The following is an 18,552-nucleotide window of genomic DNA, read 5'->3' as shown; positions in this document are numbered from 1 at the left end:
CGCCCGAATTGTTTTAGCATATTATTTACCGAAAAATATTTTGTCCTGACTTCGCTGATGATCATATATTTGCTGAAAACTCACAGGCATATATTGATAAAGCAATTTCCAGTGCTGTATTTTAGCGTGCTTCTTAAAACTCTCAAAAGATCTTACAAAGAGGTTTTCTATAATATCCCTTACATAAGAATTTCCGTTTCTGTAAATCCAGTCCATCAATTTGATATGGTGGGAGATGATATTTATTTTTGATTCCAGTAGCAGATTTTTCAGATAATTAATCGTAGACTGAATAATTCCTGCGAAGTTCTCCTGTACAGATAGTTGTGTTATTTCAGCACGAAGTGGCGGATAAAAAAACTTTAAATATTCAACAGCTATTTTTTGATTAATAGTTTGCATGTGTGCATTCATCATAATTAATATTTCGAGCATTTTTGTTTACGCTAAAACTGTACCAAAGTTTAAAGGTAAGCAGCAAAAATAAATACCCCTATAATCACAGCGATGTGTGTGGCTAAAATCTCTATATTATGTCTGTTGGTAGTTGTTTCAAAGCTTTTCCAGTCTGATATTTTTCGTATTTTAGATTTCATAAATGATTGATTATTAATTACCTTTTTGTTGAGTTAATTATTGTGTTTTTGTAATGAAACAGTTTAAAAATGTAATAAAATCAGATGTTATGACTGTAAATCTGTCTGATATAAACTTTTTGCAAATCAGTCGAAAGACGGTTGAAAATAGTATCGCGGTACTCTTCGCTGCAGAAGGCCGTACAGTTGTCTAATGAATACACAAAAGAATTCTCAATGGCACTTTTTACAGTCTGATCGCCATCGCTATAAAGCTCATTCATTTTCTGAAGGCATTTGAATACACAGTCTGTATTGTTTTGACGGATCATCGATTTGATTTTATCATTTAAAAACTCAATGATGTGATAAGAATTCTGTATCCTTGTCTGCTGAAGTTCGTCACGGATTTCAGGTATTGCAACGGTAATTTCCTGAGTGGCTTGTAAATAGTTCATATAATTTATAATTTAGTGATTGGGTTGTAACGTTCTGATCAATACACTTAAAATAGCGATCGCTGTGAATATAAAAAGCAGCGCGTGATAAGGTTTCAGCCATTTCGGAGTTTTCGGTCCTCTGCTTTTAAGTCTTCTCAGCGTATCAATTCTGTTTAAAGTCTTTAAGTCCATTGTATTTGTTGTTAATATTCACAATCATAATGCCAAAATCCGTACCCGTGATGTATGTGGCTTTTTATGTTGTTGATAATCATGTCGTTAATTAGTGGTTAGAGATAATATATAAAGAAAAATCATCTCATATTGATAAGGTTTTTATCAGAATGAAATTCTGCAGATTGTATGATTTAATTAATATCTTTGCAGTCCAAAAATATTCAGGAGATGTTTTCAAAAATCGTAGTACACAGAGTCGGAAATAAAATCAATGGAGAGTCATTAATCCTTTCTCAGGAAGAATTGCAGCTGGATGAAGGAATGGCAGAGCTTCTGGAAAATTACTTTTTAGGATCTTTTAAATCAGAAGAAACTTTTCATTTTTACAGCGATTCATATTTGGTTAATAATCCGGTGTACAGTTCGGTATCCGAAATTTTTGATGATAAAGCCAAATTTCTTTGGGAAGCTGAAAATATTGCAAAACATCTTTTCGAAGCCGCTGAAAACCCAAGAGTTCAGGGGGGAGAATTATTTATTGTTTATTTTGAAGACGAAAGGGAAGGCACTGAAAAGGTTGATAAAATCGGAATTTTCAAAACTGAAAAAAGAGAATCTTTCCTTAAAATTTCTCCGCAGGAAGACAATTTTGAAATCGAAAAAGACCAGGGAATCGGCCTTTCCAAGATTGATAAAGCCGCTCTGATCTACAACAATGATAAAGAAACCGGCTATGTACTTTCTGTCGTTGATAATAATAAAAACGGAGATATGTATTACTGGTTTGAGGATTTCCTGAAAGTAAAACAGCGCGACGACGAATATTTCCATACTCAGGAAGCTTTGATGGTGTATAAAGATTATATCACCAAACAGTTGCCTCAGGAATTTGAAGTTTCCAGAGCAGATCAGGCCGATTTCCTAAATAAATCCATTAATTTCTTTAAGGAAAAAGAAGAATTTAATCTTGATGATTTTAACAAGGAAGTTCTTCAGGATGAGCATGTGATCGAAAGTTTTGTTAATTTCAAAACGGATTATGAACAGGATATGCAGATCAATATCGCAGAAGAATTCCCGATTAATGAAACAGCGGTAAAGAAAACCCAGAGGCATTTTAAGAGCATCATTAAATTAGATAAAAATTTCCATATTTATATCCATGGTGACCGCCAAAAAATCGCCCAGGGAGAAGATGAAAATGGAAAATACTATATGCTGTACTTCGAAAAAGAAGTTTAATTTCATTAATATTCAGCTGATCACGGAAAGAGAAATCTTATATCTTTTCAGATAATTCGATGTAAAAATTGTGGCTGATTTACTGCTCTCTGAATGAGAGACAACTATTTTTAAATAAGTCTAAATAAAAAAGCCTTTTGGGCTGTAAACAAGAAGGTTAAAGATAATATAAAGAAAATAACTCCCTTTTTTTAATGTTAAATTACAGCATTTTTTTAAAGGGCTTATTAATTTAATTTCTGTGGTATGTATTTCGTCGAAAAAAGTACCACACCTTTAAAATTTTCTTTATATTTGATTGATCAAAGTATAATATGAATTTTGTAGAGTGTCATGAAGAGCCTATCCATATTCCGGGCTACATACAAAGTTTTGGCTATCTGATTGGCATCGATGCAGAATCTCATTCCATCACTTTCTTCAGCAAGAATATTGAGGATATATTTAAAATCGAAAACATTGAACTGCTTTTCGATAAGAAACTTACAGACTTTCCTGAAGTTTTTGGCAGTGTTATCAATTCCGATATTTATAAATCCTTACCTGAATTTACAAGGAGAGATAACGAAACATTTTTTGATAAAATTTTCCTTGAAGATAAACAATATCATTTGTCTGCTTTCAGAAGTAAAGGCAATATTTTTCTTGAACTTGAAAAAGTAATTGTAAATCCCAATAAGCAGATCTCCAATAAATATGATAACTTTTATATTGTAGAAAATGATCAGGAAATCTGGGATCAGCTTTTGAATATATTGTCAAAAATCGTGAATTATGACCGAATGATGGTCTACAAATTCATGATGGACGGTTCCGGGAAAGTCGTGGCAGAGAAAACCAACGACAACCTGGAAAGCTATCTGGGGTTGCACTATCCGGAATCAGACATTCCGATTCAGGCCAGAGAGCTTTATCTTAAAAAAAGAAAAAGAATTTTCAGCAATGTACATGCGGAGACAGTTCCGTTGCTGAGCAAAACCCACGAAAATATTGATCTTACTTACTCGACTTCCCGCGGGATGTCGCCTGTTCATGGGCAGTATATCAAAAATTCGGGTGCCTCTTCGAGCTTCAGTGTCTCCATCATTATTGACGATTATCTTTGGGGACTTGTAACGTGTCAGAATTCTGAACCGAAACATATCGATCTTGAAGACAGGGTACAGGCGGGCATTTTCACGGCTTTAGCATCCAATGCTTATTCATCTTTTAAATCAAAAAATGAGCTGAACTATCGTTTAGAGTTAAATGACAGAGCTTCACGTTTAAAAGCTGAATTTTTAAAATACAACAGCTTATTCGATTCTTTAATTGAGAACAAAGCTGAAATCAGAAACTTTCTTGATGCTGACGGTATGGCCGTTATTGCAGAAGAGAAAATCGTTACCGATGGAACTACTCCCGATGTGTCTGCGATTGAAAGAATAACGAAATGGGCACACGAAAATACGGAAGACAGCATTTATCTCAGCAGAAGTTTCTTAAGAGATTTTGGGAAAGAATTAGATCTTGATAATAAATCGGCAGGTGTCGTTATTTATTTCGTGGAAAGAAGTAAAAACAATCTTCTGATCTGGTTCCGTAAAGAGTTTGATGAACATATCGATTGGGCCGGAAATCCTGAAAAGAAAATTGAAACTATATACCAGAATGGAGAGCAAAAACAAATGTTTTCTCCGAGAACTTCTTTTAAAATATTTACGGAAGACATCAAAGGAAATTCGAAAAGATGGAATTCCAGAAATGTTGTTGCGTTGCAGTCTGTGCGGGATCTTATATTAGAAACATCTCATAAAAATTATAATACGATCAAAAGGCTCAACGATGAGCTTAAAAAGGTAAATGAAGAGCTTGACAGCTTTTCTTACACCATTTCGCACGACCTTGGAACTCCGCTTACAGTGATGAAGCTTAATGCGCAGATGCTGCTGAAAACGCTTAATGATGAATCGGAGAAAAGCAAAAATAAGATCAATTCTATCATAGAAGAAATTGATAATATGGCAGAAATGATGCATGATGTATTACAGTTGAGCCGTGCAAAACACAGTGAAATACAGCTGGAAAGCCTTGAGACTTATCAAACTATCGAAAAAATTATCGAGAACGCAAAAATCACTTTCGGAACTCCTGACAGTGAGGTTGTTATCAAAGATTGTCCTGAAGTTCTTGCTGATAAAACCATGCTTCATCAAGCTTTTTTAAATATTATCAATAATGCCATTAAATATTCTTCCCAACAGGAAAAACCAAGAGTTGAAATTGAAGGAACTGAAGAAGGTGATCATGTCATCTACAGGATTTCAGACAATGGGATCGGTATTCCACAGGAAAATAAGCATAAAATGTTTAAGATTTTCAACAGAATGGATAATGCCAAGAAATTCAAAGGAAATGGAGTAGGATTGTCAATTGTCCACAGGATTATGAAAAGAATAGGCGGAAATGTAGACTATGAAAGCAGTAAAGAAGGAACTACATTCATTTTAACTTTCAAAAAACCTTAAAATCAAAGGAATACCTTTTAAATCTTTATGACGGTATCAGAATATCTTAAACAAAATACGGCAGAATATCACGATGCTGCCGAAAAGCTTTTCAGCTCAGAAAAAATTTTCAACAGAACATTTACACTTGAAGATTATAAAAAAATCATCCGTACCAACTACCTGATGCTTCTGAATTCGGAAGAGGAGATTTTCAGTAAATTATCAGAGAGGTTCTCGGAAAAACTTCAGCTTGATGACAGAAAAAAACTTTCTTTAATTGAAGAAGATCTTAAAAGCCTTGAACTGAAAAGAAGTATTGCTTCACACGAACTGATACTTGCCAATGAAAGCGAAGCACTGGGCGCAATGTATGTGATAGAAGGCTCTACGCTTGGCGGAAACGTTATCGCAAAACAGCTTTCCAAAACTGATGGTTTTGATGAGGTGACATTCAATTTCTTTGGTTGTTACCATGAAAATACGGGTGCCATGTGGAAAGATTTTAAAGAAGTGCTGGATACTGAAATTACGGAGCCGCATTACGATGATGTATTGTCGGGCGCAAAAAAATTATACACTTTCCTGCTGAATGTTAATTAATCAGCTATTTTATTCTAAATAATATTTTAAAGATAATAAATTCCTGAAAGATTGCTCAATTTTTCAGGAATTGTTAAATTTGGGAGTTTTCAATTTTAAGCTAAACAAACAATTCAGATAAATAAATTTTAAAGCTATATTATGAAACTGTAAAGTTCCATAATGCCATTAAAAAAACAATAAATAAGTATATTATGAAAGTAACTGTAGTAGGTGCAGGCGCTGTAGGAGCAAGCTGTGCAGAATACATCGCAATGAAGAACTTCTGTTCAGAAGTAGTTTTGGTGGATATTAAAGAAGGATTTGCTGAAGGTAAGGCAATGGATTTGATGCAGACCGCATCTCTTAACGGATTCGATACGAAAATTACCGGAACAACAGGTGATTACAGCAAAACTGCAGGTTCTCACGTAGCCGTTATTACTTCAGGTATTCCAAGAAAACCTGGAATGACAAGAGAAGAACTGATCGGTATCAATGCAGGAATCGTGAAAGACGTTACTGAAAACCTGGTAAAACATTCCCCTGATGTTATTATCATCGTGGTTTCCAATCCAATGGATACAATGGCTTACCTCGTACACAAAACTTCAGGACTTGCTAAGCACAAGATCATCGGAATGGGTGGTGCTCTGGATTCTGCAAGATTCAAATACAGATTGGCTGAAGCGTTGGAAGCTCCAATTTCAGATGTAGACGGAATGGTAATCGCTGCACACAGTGATACAGGAATGCTTCCTTTATTGAGCAAAGCTACAAGAAACGGAGTTCCTGTAACTGAATTCCTTGACGCTGAGCAACAAAAATATGTAATCGAAGAAACAAAAGTAGGAGGAGCAACCCTTACTAAATTATTAGGAACTTCTGCATGGTACGCTCCGGGAGCTGCAGTTTCTGTAATGGTTCAGGCTATCGCTTGCGATCAGAAGAAAATGATTCCTTGTTCTTTAATGCTTGAAGGAGAATATGGTCAAAATGATATCTGCCTTGGTGTTCCGGCGATTATCGGAGCAAACGGTGTAGAAAAAATCGTGAACGTAACCCTTACTGCTGAAGAGCAATTGAAATTCGCTGAAGCTGCCAATGCCGTGAGAGAAGTAAATGGAGATTTGAAGTTTTAATATATAAACTTTTGCCTTATATATGAACTCCGCGCCCGAAGGGCGCGGAGTTTTAGTATCCTGATTATTTTAAATCAAAACAATAAGCTTTAAGCCCTTGCAATCTCCGAAGGCGAAACCCCAAATTCCTTTTTAAAAGCAAAAGAAAAGTGCGAAAGATCCTCAAATCCCAGATCAATATAAATGTCGCTGGGTTTTTTATCTTCCTTTTCCAAAAGAAAATAAGCTTCCTGAAGACGTTTCTTAATGAGCCATTTTCCCGGAGCCATATTAAAAATCATTTTAAAATCTCTTTTAAACGAAGAAAGACTTCTTCCGGTCATGAAAGCAAAACGTTCCAGGCTGATATTGAATTTATAATTCTGATTCATAAAATGTTCCAGATCAATCTTATGCGGAATATTGAAGTTGAAGAAAATATCTTTCAGATCCGGATTGTTTTTCAACAATATCATCAAAAGTTCCTCACGCTTGATATCTACAAAATCATCATCCAGTGTTTCTGTTCCGTTATAATACGGTTCCAGCGAACGTACAAAATTTTCAATTAGAAGATCTTCTTTAATGAATAGAAATGAATTATCGTTATCAGTTGGCCCGGCAGTATACGAATGCCTTTCGAGAAATTTTCTCAAAAAAGGTTCATCGAAAGTGATGATTACCTTTTCAAACTTTCCGTCATCTTTATATTTTGTATACCGCACCAGATGATTTTTCCTGGCAATACAGTAATCGCCGGGATTCATTCTGTAATGCTTGTAGCCGTCATAGGATATCATTGAACCTTTCAGCAAAAACAGAAAGAAATGTTCAGGAATAAACTGTTCCGGAGATATTTCAGGACCCAGATGACATGACTGCAGATTGTTGAATTTCATATTTATACTTTTCTCTTTTGATGTTAAAGAAATTAATAGGATTATTTTATTCTCTAAAATATTTCAGTTGGCTTAAATTATATATAAATGTAAACTAAATCTGTGAATCAGCCATCAGGCTATCCGCACTTGCCAGCAAAGCTTCTTCACGGCTTCTCGGATTCCAGTGCAAAATGGTTCTTGCTTTTTCATTCGAGATTTGTTTGTAAAATTCTTTACCGATGGGTTCCAGTTTTTTAATGTTGGCAGTATATTGCGGTCTTTCTTTTTTAAATAATTCCCCAACATCATAAAAGCTCATCACGCCATCAGCAGTTGCAATAAAACGTTGTCCGGCAGCATCAGGACTAAGCATTGCTTTGATATGAATGGCTGCAACATCTCTTACATCTACAACACCCATTGTGAAAGTAGGGGTGTATTCAAGATTGCCCTTCAGAATACCGGAAACAGCAATATCGAGAGAAGCAGAAGTAATACCGCCGAGTGCAGGTCCGAAAATTCCTACGGGATTAATGACCGATAATTCCAGCCCGTTTCCTTCTCTTTCGATGAATTCCCATGCGGCTTTTTCGGCAACGGTTTTTGATTTGATGTAAGGAGGAAGTTCTGCATTTACATCTGTCCAGTCCTCTTCTGTGAAAATATGATTTTCTGTATTGATGCTATAACCTACCGCTGCAAAAGATGACGTTAAAACAACTCTTTTTACGCCGGCATCACGAGATGCTTTCAGTACGCGCAAAGCGCCGTCTCTTGCCGGAATGACCAGCTCATTTTCATCTTTTGGGTCTTGTGCCGGAAAAGGAGAGGCCACATGAAGAACATATTTGCAGCCGTTTACGGCTTCATCCCAATTGTTGTCATTCGTAAGATCTGCTTCAAAAAAAGAAAGATGAGAAAAATCTGAAATTCCTCCTTCTTCCAGTGCTTTGATGATGCTGTCTTTTTTTGCTAATGAACGGAGTGTTGTTTTCACTTCATATCCTTGCTGTAATAATTGCAGAATGGTGTGAACTCCCAAAAATCCTGTTCCTCCTGTTACCAAAACTGTTGTTTTTGTCTGTACGTTTTCCATTGTATTTAAATTTTACATGACAAAGTTGAGGCTTATTTGAAGTTTACATTGTGTTATAAAGTTCAAATTTTGTTTGTTGTGGAGGTCAGATGATTTTTTTATTTAAATTGTTTAAACTAATTTCAGAATTAACCACAAACCAAAGGTTCGACGTAGTCAAAAGTTACATACTACAGAGAAATCAAGGACTTCAAGACCCTTTCGAATTCAAGATCACGACCATCAAGAATATCCTGATCCGTATATTTGACCAATTCGTTGATTCTGATCCCTTTTTGCTGAGTCTGTGTATTATCGGGATAAAAGATTCCGTTTCCTGTAAATTCCAGAAGATAATCTCCCGGAAGATTAATTTTAACCACATCTCCGTCTGCACCTGAAGTCTGCTGGCCAATCGTAACAGATTTCGGAAAAATTTTCTGAAGGCTCATCGAATACCATTCACTGGCACTGCGCGTATCTGGATTTACAAGTATAAAAACTTTTCCGGGATAGGGATGTGTCGTTTTATCTTTAATTTCCGGATAATTATATTTTGGATCCCTGAGACTAAAGGTTCCTAAATTTTTCAAATTAGGTTCATAATATTTATAAAAATAATTTTCGACAGGCGAGAAGTATTTATATACATAATAAAAAATGAAGCCACCCCAATCCGGATAGCCCCTCATGTCAAAAACAATGGCCTTTTTGTGTGAGGCATCTTCCAGGATACTATCCATTTTGGCATCCAATTTATCATCATCAACATTCTCCATGAAATGCATTGTTGCATCGGTTTTAAAATAGGCAATATCCTTATTAATTAAATTCCTGTTTTTTATTTTGCTGTTTTTATTGTTGATATAATTAGAAATAACAGAAACTTGTGATTTATCAGTGGGATTTACTAAGTCAATTTCTGTGGAAAATCTTTTAGAGCCGGAATGTACAGTCAACGTTTTCTTTGGTAAATTATCCGGCCAGATCAAATTATACTCGTAGGTTGAAAGAACGTATTGTAGTTTTTGATGGTTGGAAACCGAAAGTAATTTACCTTTTTCCTTAATCATTTCGGAGACTTTTTTTCCATTAATTTCCGTTATCTTATCACCCTTTTTCAGATGGGCTTTACTGCATATCTCAGGAGAAATAAGATGAGTAACCAACAAATGATCTCCTACAATTTGAAAATCAAATGGTGAATAATAAGAAACATTAAACAATATTTCGTTTTTGTAATTCAGTTGACGGTAAAATGCAAAAGCGTGACTGTCCTGAAATTGTGAAACCGTTTTAGCAAGGACAATCTCAAAATCCTTCCGGGTAGTTGATTTTACAGCTTCGTCCAATAAAGTATTAAAATAAGAATCAAAATTTTTATCCATTAAATATTTGTGCGGAAAAAGATAATCGACAGTGCCCCGTATTTTTGCCATTGTCAGTAATCTGTATTTCAGCGGTAGATTCTCTTCTTTTGGAAATTCATACTTTTTTTCATCCTCTACTGATTTTCCTTTGGGTAGAAGCGTGTAATCAAAACGGTTTCTGTAGATGTTATCCAGTAAACTCTTATTTTCAGGACTGATCTTTTTGTTTTTTCGAAACCAGTCAAAGTTTTGATTGACAGAGAGTACATCTTTTTGGGCTTCAACAATCGGTGGTGTGGAAAAACGTGTATTCAGATTCTGCGTTACCAGTTTGATTACGTCGTTGAAGTTTTCTTTGGCGTTTACTTTCTCAACATTCATCAGGAATAAACTGTCGGCATCCATTTTTCTGCTGGCCAGGTCGGGATGGTAATATTTAATGAAATTCCAGGTCTTAATAAAATCTGCATATTGATTTGTCTGGGCGAAAATAAATTGTTGGATTGCTAAAAATACGATAAAAAATGTGATTTTTTTCATGATAATAAGTAGATTATAAATATAACGTATATATTTTAATTAAAAATATTTATTATCATTAATGGGCAAATTGCCCTTATATTAACAGATCAAAGCTCATAAACAAAGCAGTTTCCGCAGAATCATTGTATAGTTTTGTATTAATGCCGGTTATTGTAAATCCTGCTTCCTGATAAAATTTAATAGCTTTGTAATTGGTATTTTGGGTTTCCAGCTCTACGATCCTGCATTGTAGATTACGCGCCTTACGATTAACCGCTTTAATAAGTAATCTGCCGATGCTCTGCCCTCTGAAATCTTCACTTATTAATATACTTTCAATGAAAAGACTGTTGTTCCAGGATCTGAAATCGCAGATAATCCAGCCAATAAGTTCATTTTCATGGTAGGCTCCGAAAGAATGCCCCTGGCTGATGATCGTATTCAGTTCATGGATATCATCTTCACTCAGATTCCACGTTTTGGTGTATGACTGTTTTTTCTCCCGTAAGCTGAATTCAAAAGTACTTCCGGCTTCAATAGCGGAAACCACGAATATTTTATCGGTAGTATAGCCATTTCGTCCCCATGCGAGCGTAGGGTTGCCGGTCAGCTTTTCGAGTTTTCTGATTTCCAATGACATTATTAAAGTATTAAGGCCTTTGCAATCAGTGTGATTTTCGGGGCTGCCTGGAACTGAACATATTGCTACTGGTTGCATATAGAACTACCTGTAAAATAATCAGTACTGAGATTACTGCTACGCGAATCATCGCATTTTCAGTAAACCGGTTTCTGATGGCCTCCATATAATTAATTTTTTCAATGCTGAATTGTTTAAGACTGGTAATATCCGTAAAATTATTTACTTTTTCGATTTCAGAATTGATCTCAGCTTCGTTGAGGGTAGTTGCTATGTTGATCAGGTTGATGTTGCTTATAAAAAGCCATGCGAATAAAAGAATAGAAACGAATAAAAGAAAAGGTCGGAGAAGCTTCATTTGTTTGTGTATTTATAGGGATCTGAATTTATTTCAAATTTAACTTATTTTGAAACAAATTCCATACAAATAATATACCTTAAAGCCTTTTAATAGAAAATCATTCAATATTTTCTTAATTTTTACCAATTTATTTTTAGAAACGATACGAAAATTAATAGGGCACTAAGGAAATTTAAATAAAATTTCACATACCAAAAATTCAAAAACCCGTAAATTTGCTCTCAATAAAATGTTACTGGATGCTTAGGAAAATTTCGATTGCAGCGGCAGTTATGCTGTCCGTGATGACGATCAACGCGCAGAAGATTAAAAATTCCCAACTGGAACGGCCGAAACTTGTTGTAGGGCTTGTGGTAGACCAGATGAGGTGGGATTATTTGTACCGTTTTTACAATAAATATGGCAACGACGGTTTTAAGAGATTATTAAATACAGGATATTCACTGAATAATGTTCACATTCCTTATGTACCTACTGTTACGGCATTAGGACATACCTGTATCTATACAGGATCGGTTCCGGCAATTCACGGGATCGCAGGAAACGACTGGACCGATAAAGAAACAGGCAAAAACGTATACTGTACCACAGACGAGTCTGTACAACCCGTGGGAACCACCAATGCAAAAGCAGGAAGCCACTCACCGAAAAACCTGTGGTCAACCACCATTACGGATGAGCTCAGAATGGCAACCAATTTCCAGGGTAAGGTAATCGGAGTTTCCCTTAAAGACAGGGCTTCCATTTTGCCTGCAGGACATACTCCGAATGGAGCATTCTGGTTTGATGATTCTACCGGAGACTTCATCACGAGCAGCTGGTATATGAATGATCTGCCTCAGTGGGTAAAAGCGTTCAATGCTCAGAAAATGCCTGAAAAGTTAGTGGCAAACGGCTGGAATACCTTGCTTCCGATCAGTCAGTATACGGAAAGCTCACCGGATAATTCTGCTTGGGAAGGTCTGCTGGGAAGTGCAAAAACCCCTGTATTCCCTTACAGTAATTTAGCCGCGGATTATAAAGCTAAAAAAGACAACATCCGCTATACACCTTTTGGAAATACGCTGACCCTGAAACTTGCTGAAGCAGCCGTTGAAGGAGAGCAGTTGGGAGGCGACAATGTAGTAGATATGCTGGCGATCAATTTGGCCTCTACTGATTATGCCGGGCACAAATTCGGTCCCAATTCTATTGAAGTAGAAGATGTATACTTAAGGCTGGATCAGGATCTTGCCCAGTTTTTTAATTATTTAGATGCTAAAGTAGGAAAAGGGCAGTATACCGTTTTTCTTTCTGCAGATCACGGAGGAGCGCATTCGGTAGGCTTTTTACAGGAACATAAAATTACCACAGGATTTTTCGGTGATGGCATGGATAAAAACATGAATGAGAAGCTGAAAGAAAAATTCGGGGTAGATAAACTGATCAATGCCATTGACAATTACCAGATTTATTTTGACAGAAAGCTTCTGAAAGACAATAAGCTTGATCTGGATGTGGTAAGAGATTTTACTATTAAAGAAATAGAAAATGATCCGGATGATCTGTATGCTGTTTCAGTAACCAAGGTACAGGAGTCTACTATTCCGGAACCGATCAAACAAAGAATTATTAATGGCATCAACAGACAGAGAAGCGGCGATATTCAGTTGATCTCTCACGATTCCATGTTGCCACCATACTCCAAAACCGGAACCACACACAGCGTATGGAATTCATATGATTCACATATCCCGTTAATCTTCATGGGCTGGGGAATACAGCACGGAGAAAGCAGTAAAGCTTATTATATGACTGATATTGCTCCAACAGTTGCCTCATTATTGAGAATACAGTTTCCGAGCGGAAACGTAGGAAATCCTATTACGGAAGCAATCGGCAAATAACATAAAAACCTTAACAGCGATGTTAAGGTTTTTTAATTTATACGAATATCTTGGTACCGTCTATTTTGAGCATATTTTGCTTTTCCATTTTTTTGATGGTCCGGATTACGGTTTCTATCCGCATACCGGTGATCGAAGCGAGCTGCTGCCGGGTGTATGGAACATGGAAGGAAAATTTATCGTTAAAACCGAAATGGCTCTTCACATGATTCAGGATAAGATTTAGTTTCGTTACCGGATCCTGAAAAGAGAATGGGGCAGAGGTGATGTGCTTATAGCGTATACGATCTGCGGTATAAGAATACAGATTAAAGATCAACTGTGGCTTTTTCAGAAGAAGATCGATCAGCTTATTTTTTTCAAGTTTTATAATTTCACAATCGCTGACGGCAATTGCATTTACTGCATATTTCTTATTGCTAAAAAGATAGCTTTCGGCTAGGCAATGACCATCGAAAGGCATAGAATGGATAAACTCTTTGCCGTCTTCCAGGAAGCTGCTTATTTTTACCATCCCGGTTTTTATCTGCAAATAATACTTCGGAGTACTCTCTTCTTCAAAGATATACTCACCGGAACTATAATTTTGTTGCTCAGCACCATGGGAAAACAAGAGGTTTTCGCATATGATCATAATCTAACTGTTATTTATTTGAGATAAAAATAACAAATAAACATATCGATTAAAAATTTATTAATACCACATACATGCCTTATACAGCGAGATACGGAAAATAACTCTACTATTGTGATATGATTTTTGAGGTTTTGCTTAAAGACATGAAATCATCGGGAAAGATTTCATCAAAAACAACTGTCTTATGTAATGCAAAAAAGTAGTCTCACATGGGTTGGCTTTATTTCTAAACATCTAAAAATTAATATGCTATATGTATTTAAGGATTGCTTTAAAGGTGAATACGGTAACTCAAAAACGGGAGTTTTTATACAGATTTATCATTTAACATAATAAAAATAGCTAATTATTATTTGGTAATGATAAAAACCTTTACATTTGCTACAGAAAAGTAATACAGCTAAGGACACTTTTACACAAAAAAAACAATGATGAATCTTCCCCATCTCCCTTTATTCCGTCATTTCTGCGCAAAGGTGTTATGCTCTGCCATGTTATTTATTTCTCTTTTATCCAACACAGAAACTCCTTTTTATTATAAATATTCTGTTATTTTAATATCCGAAAAATCTTACTTGTCTAAAGAGTCGCAAGTTGGTATTTATACAAAGGTCAATTTGCCGGAGAAACAAAGTGCTTTGAAAAGGCAGGCATATTATCATTGTATCGGAAATACAGATCATTTCTTTTCAACAGCAATATTAGGAGGTTCTTCTCATTTTAAAGAGCATTATCAAATAACCAACCATACCTTAAAGGTTTTCCTTAAAGGTTATGTTTCGAAACAAAAACTTAAAGGTCTGAATCATGAATCTTTCAAGCTTCTGATGATTACCGTAAGCCATTTCAGCCGTCCTCCGCCTGTATTTCCAGACATCCTTAGCATCCGTGAATATAGATGGCAACAGTAATCAGGCGCTAATAACACGAAAGTTTTAGTAATAGAAAAAGTTTTAGTAATAGAAATTATACAATCCGTTTCTCGCTCATTGAGCTCTTACAAGTGCAACGGCTTTGTGAAGCTTAGAGCAAATACATCATAAAGATCTTACTGCACTTCGTGTTCAAACAACTGACGTCCTCAAAACATTAAAAACTCATAATACAATAAAAATGAAAAATATTATTACATTGGCTGTGCACCTCATCAGCCTTACTGCATTTGCTCAGGTGGGCATCAATACCACAGTTCCTTATGCCACCCTTGATATAAAGGCAAAAGTACCGGGTACTAATCCTGAAGGCCTTCTTATTCCCAAATTAAGCGGAACCGATATACAGAATGGCCCTTATGGAAGTAACCAAACGGGAACTCTGGTATATGTTACTGCAGCTCCCGCAGCTCCTAACGCGGTTACCATAGAAATTACAGAACCGGGATTTTATTATTTCAATGGAACCAAATGGAAAAAGATAAACAGCTCAGGAAGCACCATAAGTTATACCACGATCGCAGATCCCAATATTTTAGGCTACGTACCCAGCAATACGGCAACAGCGTCTGCCAGTGCACCGGCAACTTTAACGATAGGTTCTGTGACTGCCACCCGGCGCGGAACCGGAAATTTCGGGGGACATACATACGCTTCTTATTCTACCAATGGAGCCGTCACATGGTACCAGGCCTATACTGCAGCTAAAAATATGGGAGGCTATCTGGCAGTCTTTACTTCCGATGCTGAGTGGCAATATGTTGAAACAAATCTTTTAACACCTTTTTCTGATTTCAATACTAATGGTGGATGGATCGGAATGTGTAAATTTAGCTGGTTTGCCGGAAATTCATTAACGCCTGATCCTGAGTTTAAATGGATAACAGGTGAGCAGCCCAATCATGATTATTCAGCAGGGGGTACTTCTGCTGTTAGAAAGATTAATTGGTTTGCATCAGGAGAGCCTAACAATGTCGGTGGTGTCGAAGGATTTGTTCATTTTCATTACAAGAATCGAAATTTCACGATCATTCGTAATTCTTATACATCCACTCATCCCTGGAATGATGTTCCTGCTAATGATACCAACTGGATTGGGGCCAACCCTGGATTTATAATAGAATTTCAGCAGTAACAGAGGCGATACCGTGAGCCCACGATGTCACAGATTGCAATCGGTATAAGCTACTGACAGTAGCTTAAGCATTTCCGAGAGACAATCTCATCGGGCGACGAAAGGCTCCCTCATCGGGCGTGATAAGAGGGTTATCTCGAGCGTGATAAGTTCTTCTCATCGACCAATGAGAACAACTCTCGAAAACCTACCATCTTATATAGTTCATTCATCAGTACGTTACTCCAGCTTGGAAATTTTCCCGGCCGGAGTTTTGGCTTCGGCTCCGCTCAGCCACCATTGGGTTGAAGGGTTTGAGAGTGAGAGTGCTGAAGGTTTAGTCGGCACAAAATTCCCCTCCCTTGGAGGGGTGGCGAAAATTCAAGGAATTTTTGACGGGGTGGTTTAAGAAAGATTCCGGGACTGGTGGCTTCGAGTCGCCTCAGCCAACATTCAACGGCTGCTATCGCGTTCCCTTGTCATCCTGAAAGGATCTAAGGATGAATCTTTCCATCCAATACTACCAACTGTGCCAAAATTCCTACGGAATGACAAAAGTGTGTGGTAGTGTGTGAGGGTTGGGGAGAGTTTTAGAGTATGAGCGTTCCCTTCGGTTAGAGTATATAGAGTTCTACGGAGCGACAAAAAAGTAATCGGCTGGCGGCGCCTGAGCGGAGTCGAAGGCCAGCGTTACAAAATAACAAAAGGTGGCTGAGTCTCCAAAGCCACCTTATATTTTATACAGATTTACTCTTCATACTGCTCAAGAAAATACGTAAATGTAAATTCATCCATCTCATCTTCTGCATCCTCAAGAGTAGTGAGCAGGTCTTCAAAAATTTCGAGTTGATCTACTGTCATGTTTACAAATTCCAGGTGAAGCGGCATTTCAAGTCCGCCGGTGATCACATCCGAAAGGGCGTCAAGATTATCGCCGAAATGCTCCGGCAGTGGGAGTTTCTCTTTTAATTGCGCATAGAAGTCTTCATAATCTCCTATGTCCGTAAAGTCGATATATATTGTTTTCATATTCTTCTTATTGCTTCTTAAAGCTTTTATAATGATCCTTCGTGAGGTAAACGTCACCGTTTTCTGTGAATACTATGCGGTCTCCGTTTCTGTTTCCGCAATGATAATTGACATCAGCCTCGAAATAAGACTGATCTTCAGGCAATGATTTTTCCCTGTTACCAAACCGGTCACCACCGATGGCTTTTCCCGGAAGGACTTCACAAAGGTTGCCTTTTGAAGGATCCCAGCCCAGTTTTCTGGCTTCATTTTTAGTAACGTAAAAATCAGGAAGCTTATGATTCTGCTTTACAAAACTGATCACAGTCTTCTCTTCCGTTAGTTTATCGATAGATTGTTGTTGAATGAAAGATTCTCCTGATAAAGGTTCTACACTGCCATATTCAATGACAGGTTTTGAGTCATTCACCTTTTTATCCGCAATAAAATTATTGTACACATACATCACGGACATCCCGAAAAGAAGCCCCAGGCAGATGAAAAACAGCGGTCTTGTTTTATTATTCATAAATTTTGTTTAATGTACCAATGTAGAAATGTAACAATTTACCAATGTAATAATGTAATAACTTTAAATGATTGATCGTTTAATTCATTGCTAGACTGTTACATTAATCCATTGCTACACTGATAAATTGATTATATCAATTTATCCTCCATTCTTCCGGGATATCGCAGATCGGAATAGGAACCATTTTATGTTTGGCGGCTTTATGCATTCTGTCAAAGATCATAAATACTTCCTTATCGCGGCCTTCATAATCTTCGACGGCTTTTGTGCCATACTCTTTCTGGATTTTTTCCAGTTCGGGATAGGTGGCTCCGATCTGGTCTTCATCGGTTCTGTCGGCATCCCAAAGTCCGTCTGTCGGAATTGCATTTTGGATGCTTTCGATCAGATTCAATCCTTTGGCCAGTTCATAAACTTCTGTTTTATAAAGATCTGCGATTGGAGAAACGTCGACACCGCCATCGCCATATTTTGTATAGAATCCGATTCCGAAATCTTCTACTTTATTTCCGGTACCGCACACCAGAAGCCCATGAAGTTGTCCGAAATAATATAGAGTAACCATTCTGAAGCGGGATCTCGTATTCGCTAAAGCAAGGTTGTTGCTCCATCTTCCTTCTATGTGATCGTGTACAGTTTCCTCAAAGCTTTCAAAAACGGGAGTCAGGTTAATGGTTTTTCCCTGCACGTTCGGAAATCTTTTTTTCAGATCTTCTATATGAGCCTGCGCGCGGTTTACCTGGTCTTCCTTTTGGCGGATCGGCATCTCGAGAAGAAGAACTTCAAGTCCCGTCATGGCACAAAGCGTAGAAACCACTCCCGAATCCACACCCCCTGATATTCCGATGACATATCCTTTTACATTGGCCTTTACGGCATAGTCTTTCAGCCAGCTGACAATATGATCTATTACTTTCTGTGTCTGCATTTGTTTATATTTTTAAATATGTTTTAAATAAGAACCTTCAAAA

The 18,552-nt window shown here is 37.0% G+C and carries 20 protein-coding genes; 7 read left to right on the top strand and 13 right to left on the bottom strand.

The features are described 5' to 3' along the window. Window positions 1-21: 21 nt before the first annotated feature. The 4 genes from BMW64_RS00675 to BMW64_RS20535 form a co-directional block, all read right to left on the bottom strand. Window positions 22-435 (bottom strand): DUF7674 family protein, encoded by a 414-nt coding sequence (locus BMW64_RS00675; protein WP_228400812.1) that lies wholly within the window; start codon window positions 433-435, stop codon window positions 22-24. Between the two features lie 29 nt (window positions 436-464). Then, window positions 465-596, bottom strand: coding sequence for a hypothetical protein (locus BMW64_RS21010; protein WP_262484187.1), 132 nt, complete (start codon window positions 594-596; stop codon window positions 465-467). Between the two features lie 80 nt (window positions 597-676). Next, window positions 677-1,033 carry a DUF7674 family protein gene (locus BMW64_RS00670; RefSeq protein WP_089997937.1) on the bottom strand — a complete coding sequence of 119 codons (357 nt, stop codon included), beginning with the start codon at window positions 1,031-1,033 and terminating at the stop codon, window positions 677-679. A 12-nt stretch (window positions 1,034-1,045) separates the two neighbouring features. After that, the gene (locus BMW64_RS20535; RefSeq protein WP_177175204.1) at window positions 1,046-1,207 is read right to left on the bottom strand and encodes a hypothetical protein; all 162 of its coding nucleotides are present in this window, start codon (window positions 1,205-1,207) and stop codon (window positions 1,046-1,048) included. A gap of 213 nt (window positions 1,208-1,420) precedes the next feature. Here BMW64_RS20535 and BMW64_RS00665 point away from each other — a divergent pair, with 213 nt between their 5' ends. The 4 genes from BMW64_RS00665 (at window position 1,421) to BMW64_RS00650 (ending at window position 6,644) form a co-directional block, all read left to right on the top strand. Further along, the gene (locus tag BMW64_RS00665; protein WP_089997936.1) at window positions 1,421-2,434 is read left to right on the top strand and encodes a nucleoid-associated protein; all 1,014 of its coding nucleotides are present in this window, start codon (window positions 1,421-1,423) and stop codon (window positions 2,432-2,434) included. Between the two features lie 314 nt (window positions 2,435-2,748). After that, on the top strand, window positions 2,749-4,941 hold the full coding sequence (locus BMW64_RS00660) for an ATP-binding protein (RefSeq protein ID WP_089997935.1): 2,193 nt from the start codon (window positions 2,749-2,751) through the stop codon (window positions 4,939-4,941). A gap of 27 nt (window positions 4,942-4,968) precedes the next feature. Beyond that, window positions 4,969-5,523, top strand: a complete 555-nt coding sequence (locus BMW64_RS00655) for a biliverdin-producing heme oxygenase (RefSeq protein WP_089997934.1) — start codon at window positions 4,969-4,971, stop codon at window positions 5,521-5,523. A 194-nt stretch (window positions 5,524-5,717) separates the two neighbouring features. Continuing rightward, on the top strand, window positions 5,718-6,644 hold the full coding sequence (locus BMW64_RS00650) for a malate dehydrogenase (RefSeq protein WP_089997933.1): 927 nt from the start codon (window positions 5,718-5,720) through the stop codon (window positions 6,642-6,644). An 89-nt stretch (window positions 6,645-6,733) separates the two neighbouring features. On the opposite strand, the gene BMW64_RS00645 is transcribed toward BMW64_RS00650, so the two are convergent. From BMW64_RS00645 to BMW64_RS00625, 5 genes are all read right to left on the bottom strand, one after another. Then, window positions 6,734-7,522 (bottom strand): helix-turn-helix domain-containing protein, encoded by a 789-nt coding sequence (locus tag BMW64_RS00645; RefSeq protein ID WP_089997932.1) that lies wholly within the window; start codon window positions 7,520-7,522, stop codon window positions 6,734-6,736. A gap of 94 nt (window positions 7,523-7,616) precedes the next feature. Continuing rightward, window positions 7,617-8,600: an SDR family oxidoreductase gene (locus BMW64_RS00640; RefSeq protein ID WP_089997931.1), complete on the bottom strand. Its 984-nt coding sequence runs from the start codon at window positions 8,598-8,600 to the stop codon at window positions 7,617-7,619. A gap of 170 nt (window positions 8,601-8,770) precedes the next feature. Then, on the bottom strand, window positions 8,771-10,489 hold the full coding sequence (locus BMW64_RS00635) for a S41 family peptidase (RefSeq protein WP_089997930.1): 1,719 nt from the start codon (window positions 10,487-10,489) through the stop codon (window positions 8,771-8,773). Between the two features lie 76 nt (window positions 10,490-10,565). Beyond that, window positions 10,566-11,111 carry a GNAT family N-acetyltransferase gene (locus BMW64_RS00630; protein ID WP_089997929.1) on the bottom strand — a complete coding sequence of 182 codons (546 nt, stop codon included), beginning with the start codon at window positions 11,109-11,111 and terminating at the stop codon, window positions 10,566-10,568. A 25-nt stretch (window positions 11,112-11,136) separates the two neighbouring features. Next, entirely contained in the window at window positions 11,137-11,469 is a 333-nt protein-coding gene (locus BMW64_RS00625) for a hypothetical protein (protein ID WP_089997928.1), read from the bottom strand. Between the two features lie 242 nt (window positions 11,470-11,711). Between BMW64_RS00625 and pafA the strand changes: the two genes are divergently transcribed. Continuing rightward, window positions 11,712-13,358 (top strand): alkaline phosphatase PafA, encoded by a 1,647-nt coding sequence (gene pafA, locus BMW64_RS00620; RefSeq protein ID WP_089997927.1) that lies wholly within the window; start codon window positions 11,712-11,714, stop codon window positions 13,356-13,358. A gap of 37 nt (window positions 13,359-13,395) precedes the next feature. On the opposite strand, the gene BMW64_RS00615 is transcribed toward pafA, so the two are convergent. Continuing rightward, window positions 13,396-13,992, bottom strand: a complete 597-nt coding sequence (locus tag BMW64_RS00615; protein WP_089997926.1) for a Crp/Fnr family transcriptional regulator — start codon at window positions 13,990-13,992, stop codon at window positions 13,396-13,398. Window positions 13,993-14,423: 431 nt separating this feature from the next. On the opposite strand from BMW64_RS00615, the gene BMW64_RS00610 reads away from it, so the two are divergent. Both BMW64_RS00610 and BMW64_RS00605 read left to right on the top strand, forming a co-directional pair. After that, on the top strand, window positions 14,424-14,906 hold the full coding sequence (locus tag BMW64_RS00610; protein ID WP_143052617.1) for a hypothetical protein: 483 nt from the start codon (window positions 14,424-14,426) through the stop codon (window positions 14,904-14,906). Between the two features lie 202 nt (window positions 14,907-15,108). Further along, window positions 15,109-16,062, top strand: coding sequence for a C-type lectin-like domain-containing protein (locus BMW64_RS00605; RefSeq protein WP_089997924.1), 954 nt, complete (start codon window positions 15,109-15,111; stop codon window positions 16,060-16,062). A gap of 726 nt (window positions 16,063-16,788) precedes the next feature. On the opposite strand, the gene BMW64_RS00600 is transcribed toward BMW64_RS00605, so the two are convergent. The 3 genes from BMW64_RS00600 to nadE form a co-directional block, all read right to left on the bottom strand. Continuing rightward, window positions 16,789-17,070 carry a barstar family protein gene (locus tag BMW64_RS00600; RefSeq protein WP_089997923.1) on the bottom strand — a complete coding sequence of 94 codons (282 nt, stop codon included), beginning with the start codon at window positions 17,068-17,070 and terminating at the stop codon, window positions 16,789-16,791. Window positions 17,071-17,077: 7 nt separating this feature from the next. Beyond that, window positions 17,078-17,578 carry a ribonuclease domain-containing protein gene (locus BMW64_RS00595; RefSeq protein WP_089997922.1) on the bottom strand — a complete coding sequence of 167 codons (501 nt, stop codon included), beginning with the start codon at window positions 17,576-17,578 and terminating at the stop codon, window positions 17,078-17,080. 136 nt (window positions 17,579-17,714) lie between these two features. Further along, complete coding sequence (gene nadE / locus BMW64_RS00590) at window positions 17,715-18,509, bottom strand: NAD(+) synthase (protein ID WP_089997921.1); 795 nt, start codon at window positions 18,507-18,509, stop codon at window positions 17,715-17,717. Window positions 18,510-18,552: the final 43 nt, after the last annotated feature.

Origin of the sequence: Chryseobacterium taichungense (genome assembly GCF_900109935.1) — a bacterium.
In the GTDB taxonomy this organism is placed as follows: domain Bacteria; phylum Bacteroidota; class Bacteroidia; order Flavobacteriales; family Weeksellaceae; genus Chryseobacterium; species Chryseobacterium taichungense.
This window is presented reverse-complemented; position numbering and strand designations above follow the sequence as displayed.

Excerpts from the sequence above, each read along its gene's own strand:
- BMW64_RS00630 (WP_089997929.1), bottom strand. The coding sequence starts at position 11,111 with ATGTCATTGGAAATCAGAAAACTCGAAAAGCTGACCGGCAACCCTACG.
- BMW64_RS00650 (WP_089997933.1), top strand. The coding sequence starts at position 5,718 with ATGAAAGTAACTGTAGTAGGTGCAGGCGCTGTAGGAGCAAGCTGTGCA.
- BMW64_RS00635 (WP_089997930.1), bottom strand. The coding sequence starts at position 10,489 with ATGAAAAAAATCACATTTTTTATCGTATTTTTAGCAATCCAACAATTT.
- BMW64_RS00675 (WP_228400812.1), bottom strand. The coding sequence starts at position 435 with ATGCTCGAAATATTAATTATGATGAATGCACACATGCAAACTATTAAT.
- BMW64_RS00640 (WP_089997931.1), bottom strand. The coding sequence starts at position 8,600 with ATGGAAAACGTACAGACAAAAACAACAGTTTTGGTAACAGGAGGAACA.
- BMW64_RS00670 (WP_089997937.1), bottom strand. The coding sequence starts at position 1,033 with ATGAACTATTTACAAGCCACTCAGGAAATTACCGTTGCAATACCTGAA.
- BMW64_RS00665 (WP_089997936.1), top strand. The coding sequence starts at position 1,421 with ATGTTTTCAAAAATCGTAGTACACAGAGTCGGAAATAAAATCAATGGA.
- BMW64_RS00615 (WP_089997926.1), bottom strand. The coding sequence starts at position 13,992 with ATGATCATATGCGAAAACCTCTTGTTTTCCCATGGTGCTGAGCAACAA.
- BMW64_RS00610 (WP_143052617.1), top strand. The coding sequence starts at position 14,424 with ATGATGAATCTTCCCCATCTCCCTTTATTCCGTCATTTCTGCGCAAAG.
- BMW64_RS00625 (WP_089997928.1), bottom strand. The coding sequence starts at position 11,469 with ATGAAGCTTCTCCGACCTTTTCTTTTATTCGTTTCTATTCTTTTATTC.
- BMW64_RS00655 (WP_089997934.1), top strand. The coding sequence starts at position 4,969 with ATGACGGTATCAGAATATCTTAAACAAAATACGGCAGAATATCACGAT.
- BMW64_RS20535 (WP_177175204.1), bottom strand. The coding sequence starts at position 1,207 with ATGGACTTAAAGACTTTAAACAGAATTGATACGCTGAGAAGACTTAAA.
- BMW64_RS00645 (WP_089997932.1), bottom strand. The coding sequence starts at position 7,522 with ATGAAATTCAACAATCTGCAGTCATGTCATCTGGGTCCTGAAATATCT.
- pafA (WP_089997927.1), top strand. The coding sequence starts at position 11,712 with ATGCTTAGGAAAATTTCGATTGCAGCGGCAGTTATGCTGTCCGTGATG.
- BMW64_RS00600 (WP_089997923.1), bottom strand. The coding sequence starts at position 17,070 with ATGAAAACAATATATATCGACTTTACGGACATAGGAGATTATGAAGAC.
- BMW64_RS00660 (WP_089997935.1), top strand. The coding sequence starts at position 2,749 with ATGAATTTTGTAGAGTGTCATGAAGAGCCTATCCATATTCCGGGCTAC.
- BMW64_RS00605 (WP_089997924.1), top strand. The coding sequence starts at position 15,109 with ATGAAAAATATTATTACATTGGCTGTGCACCTCATCAGCCTTACTGCA.
- BMW64_RS00595 (WP_089997922.1), bottom strand. The coding sequence starts at position 17,578 with ATGAATAATAAAACAAGACCGCTGTTTTTCATCTGCCTGGGGCTTCTT.
- nadE (WP_089997921.1), bottom strand. The coding sequence starts at position 18,509 with ATGCAGACACAGAAAGTAATAGATCATATTGTCAGCTGGCTGAAAGAC.
- BMW64_RS21010 (WP_262484187.1), bottom strand. The coding sequence starts at position 596 with ATGAAATCTAAAATACGAAAAATATCAGACTGGAAAAGCTTTGAAACA.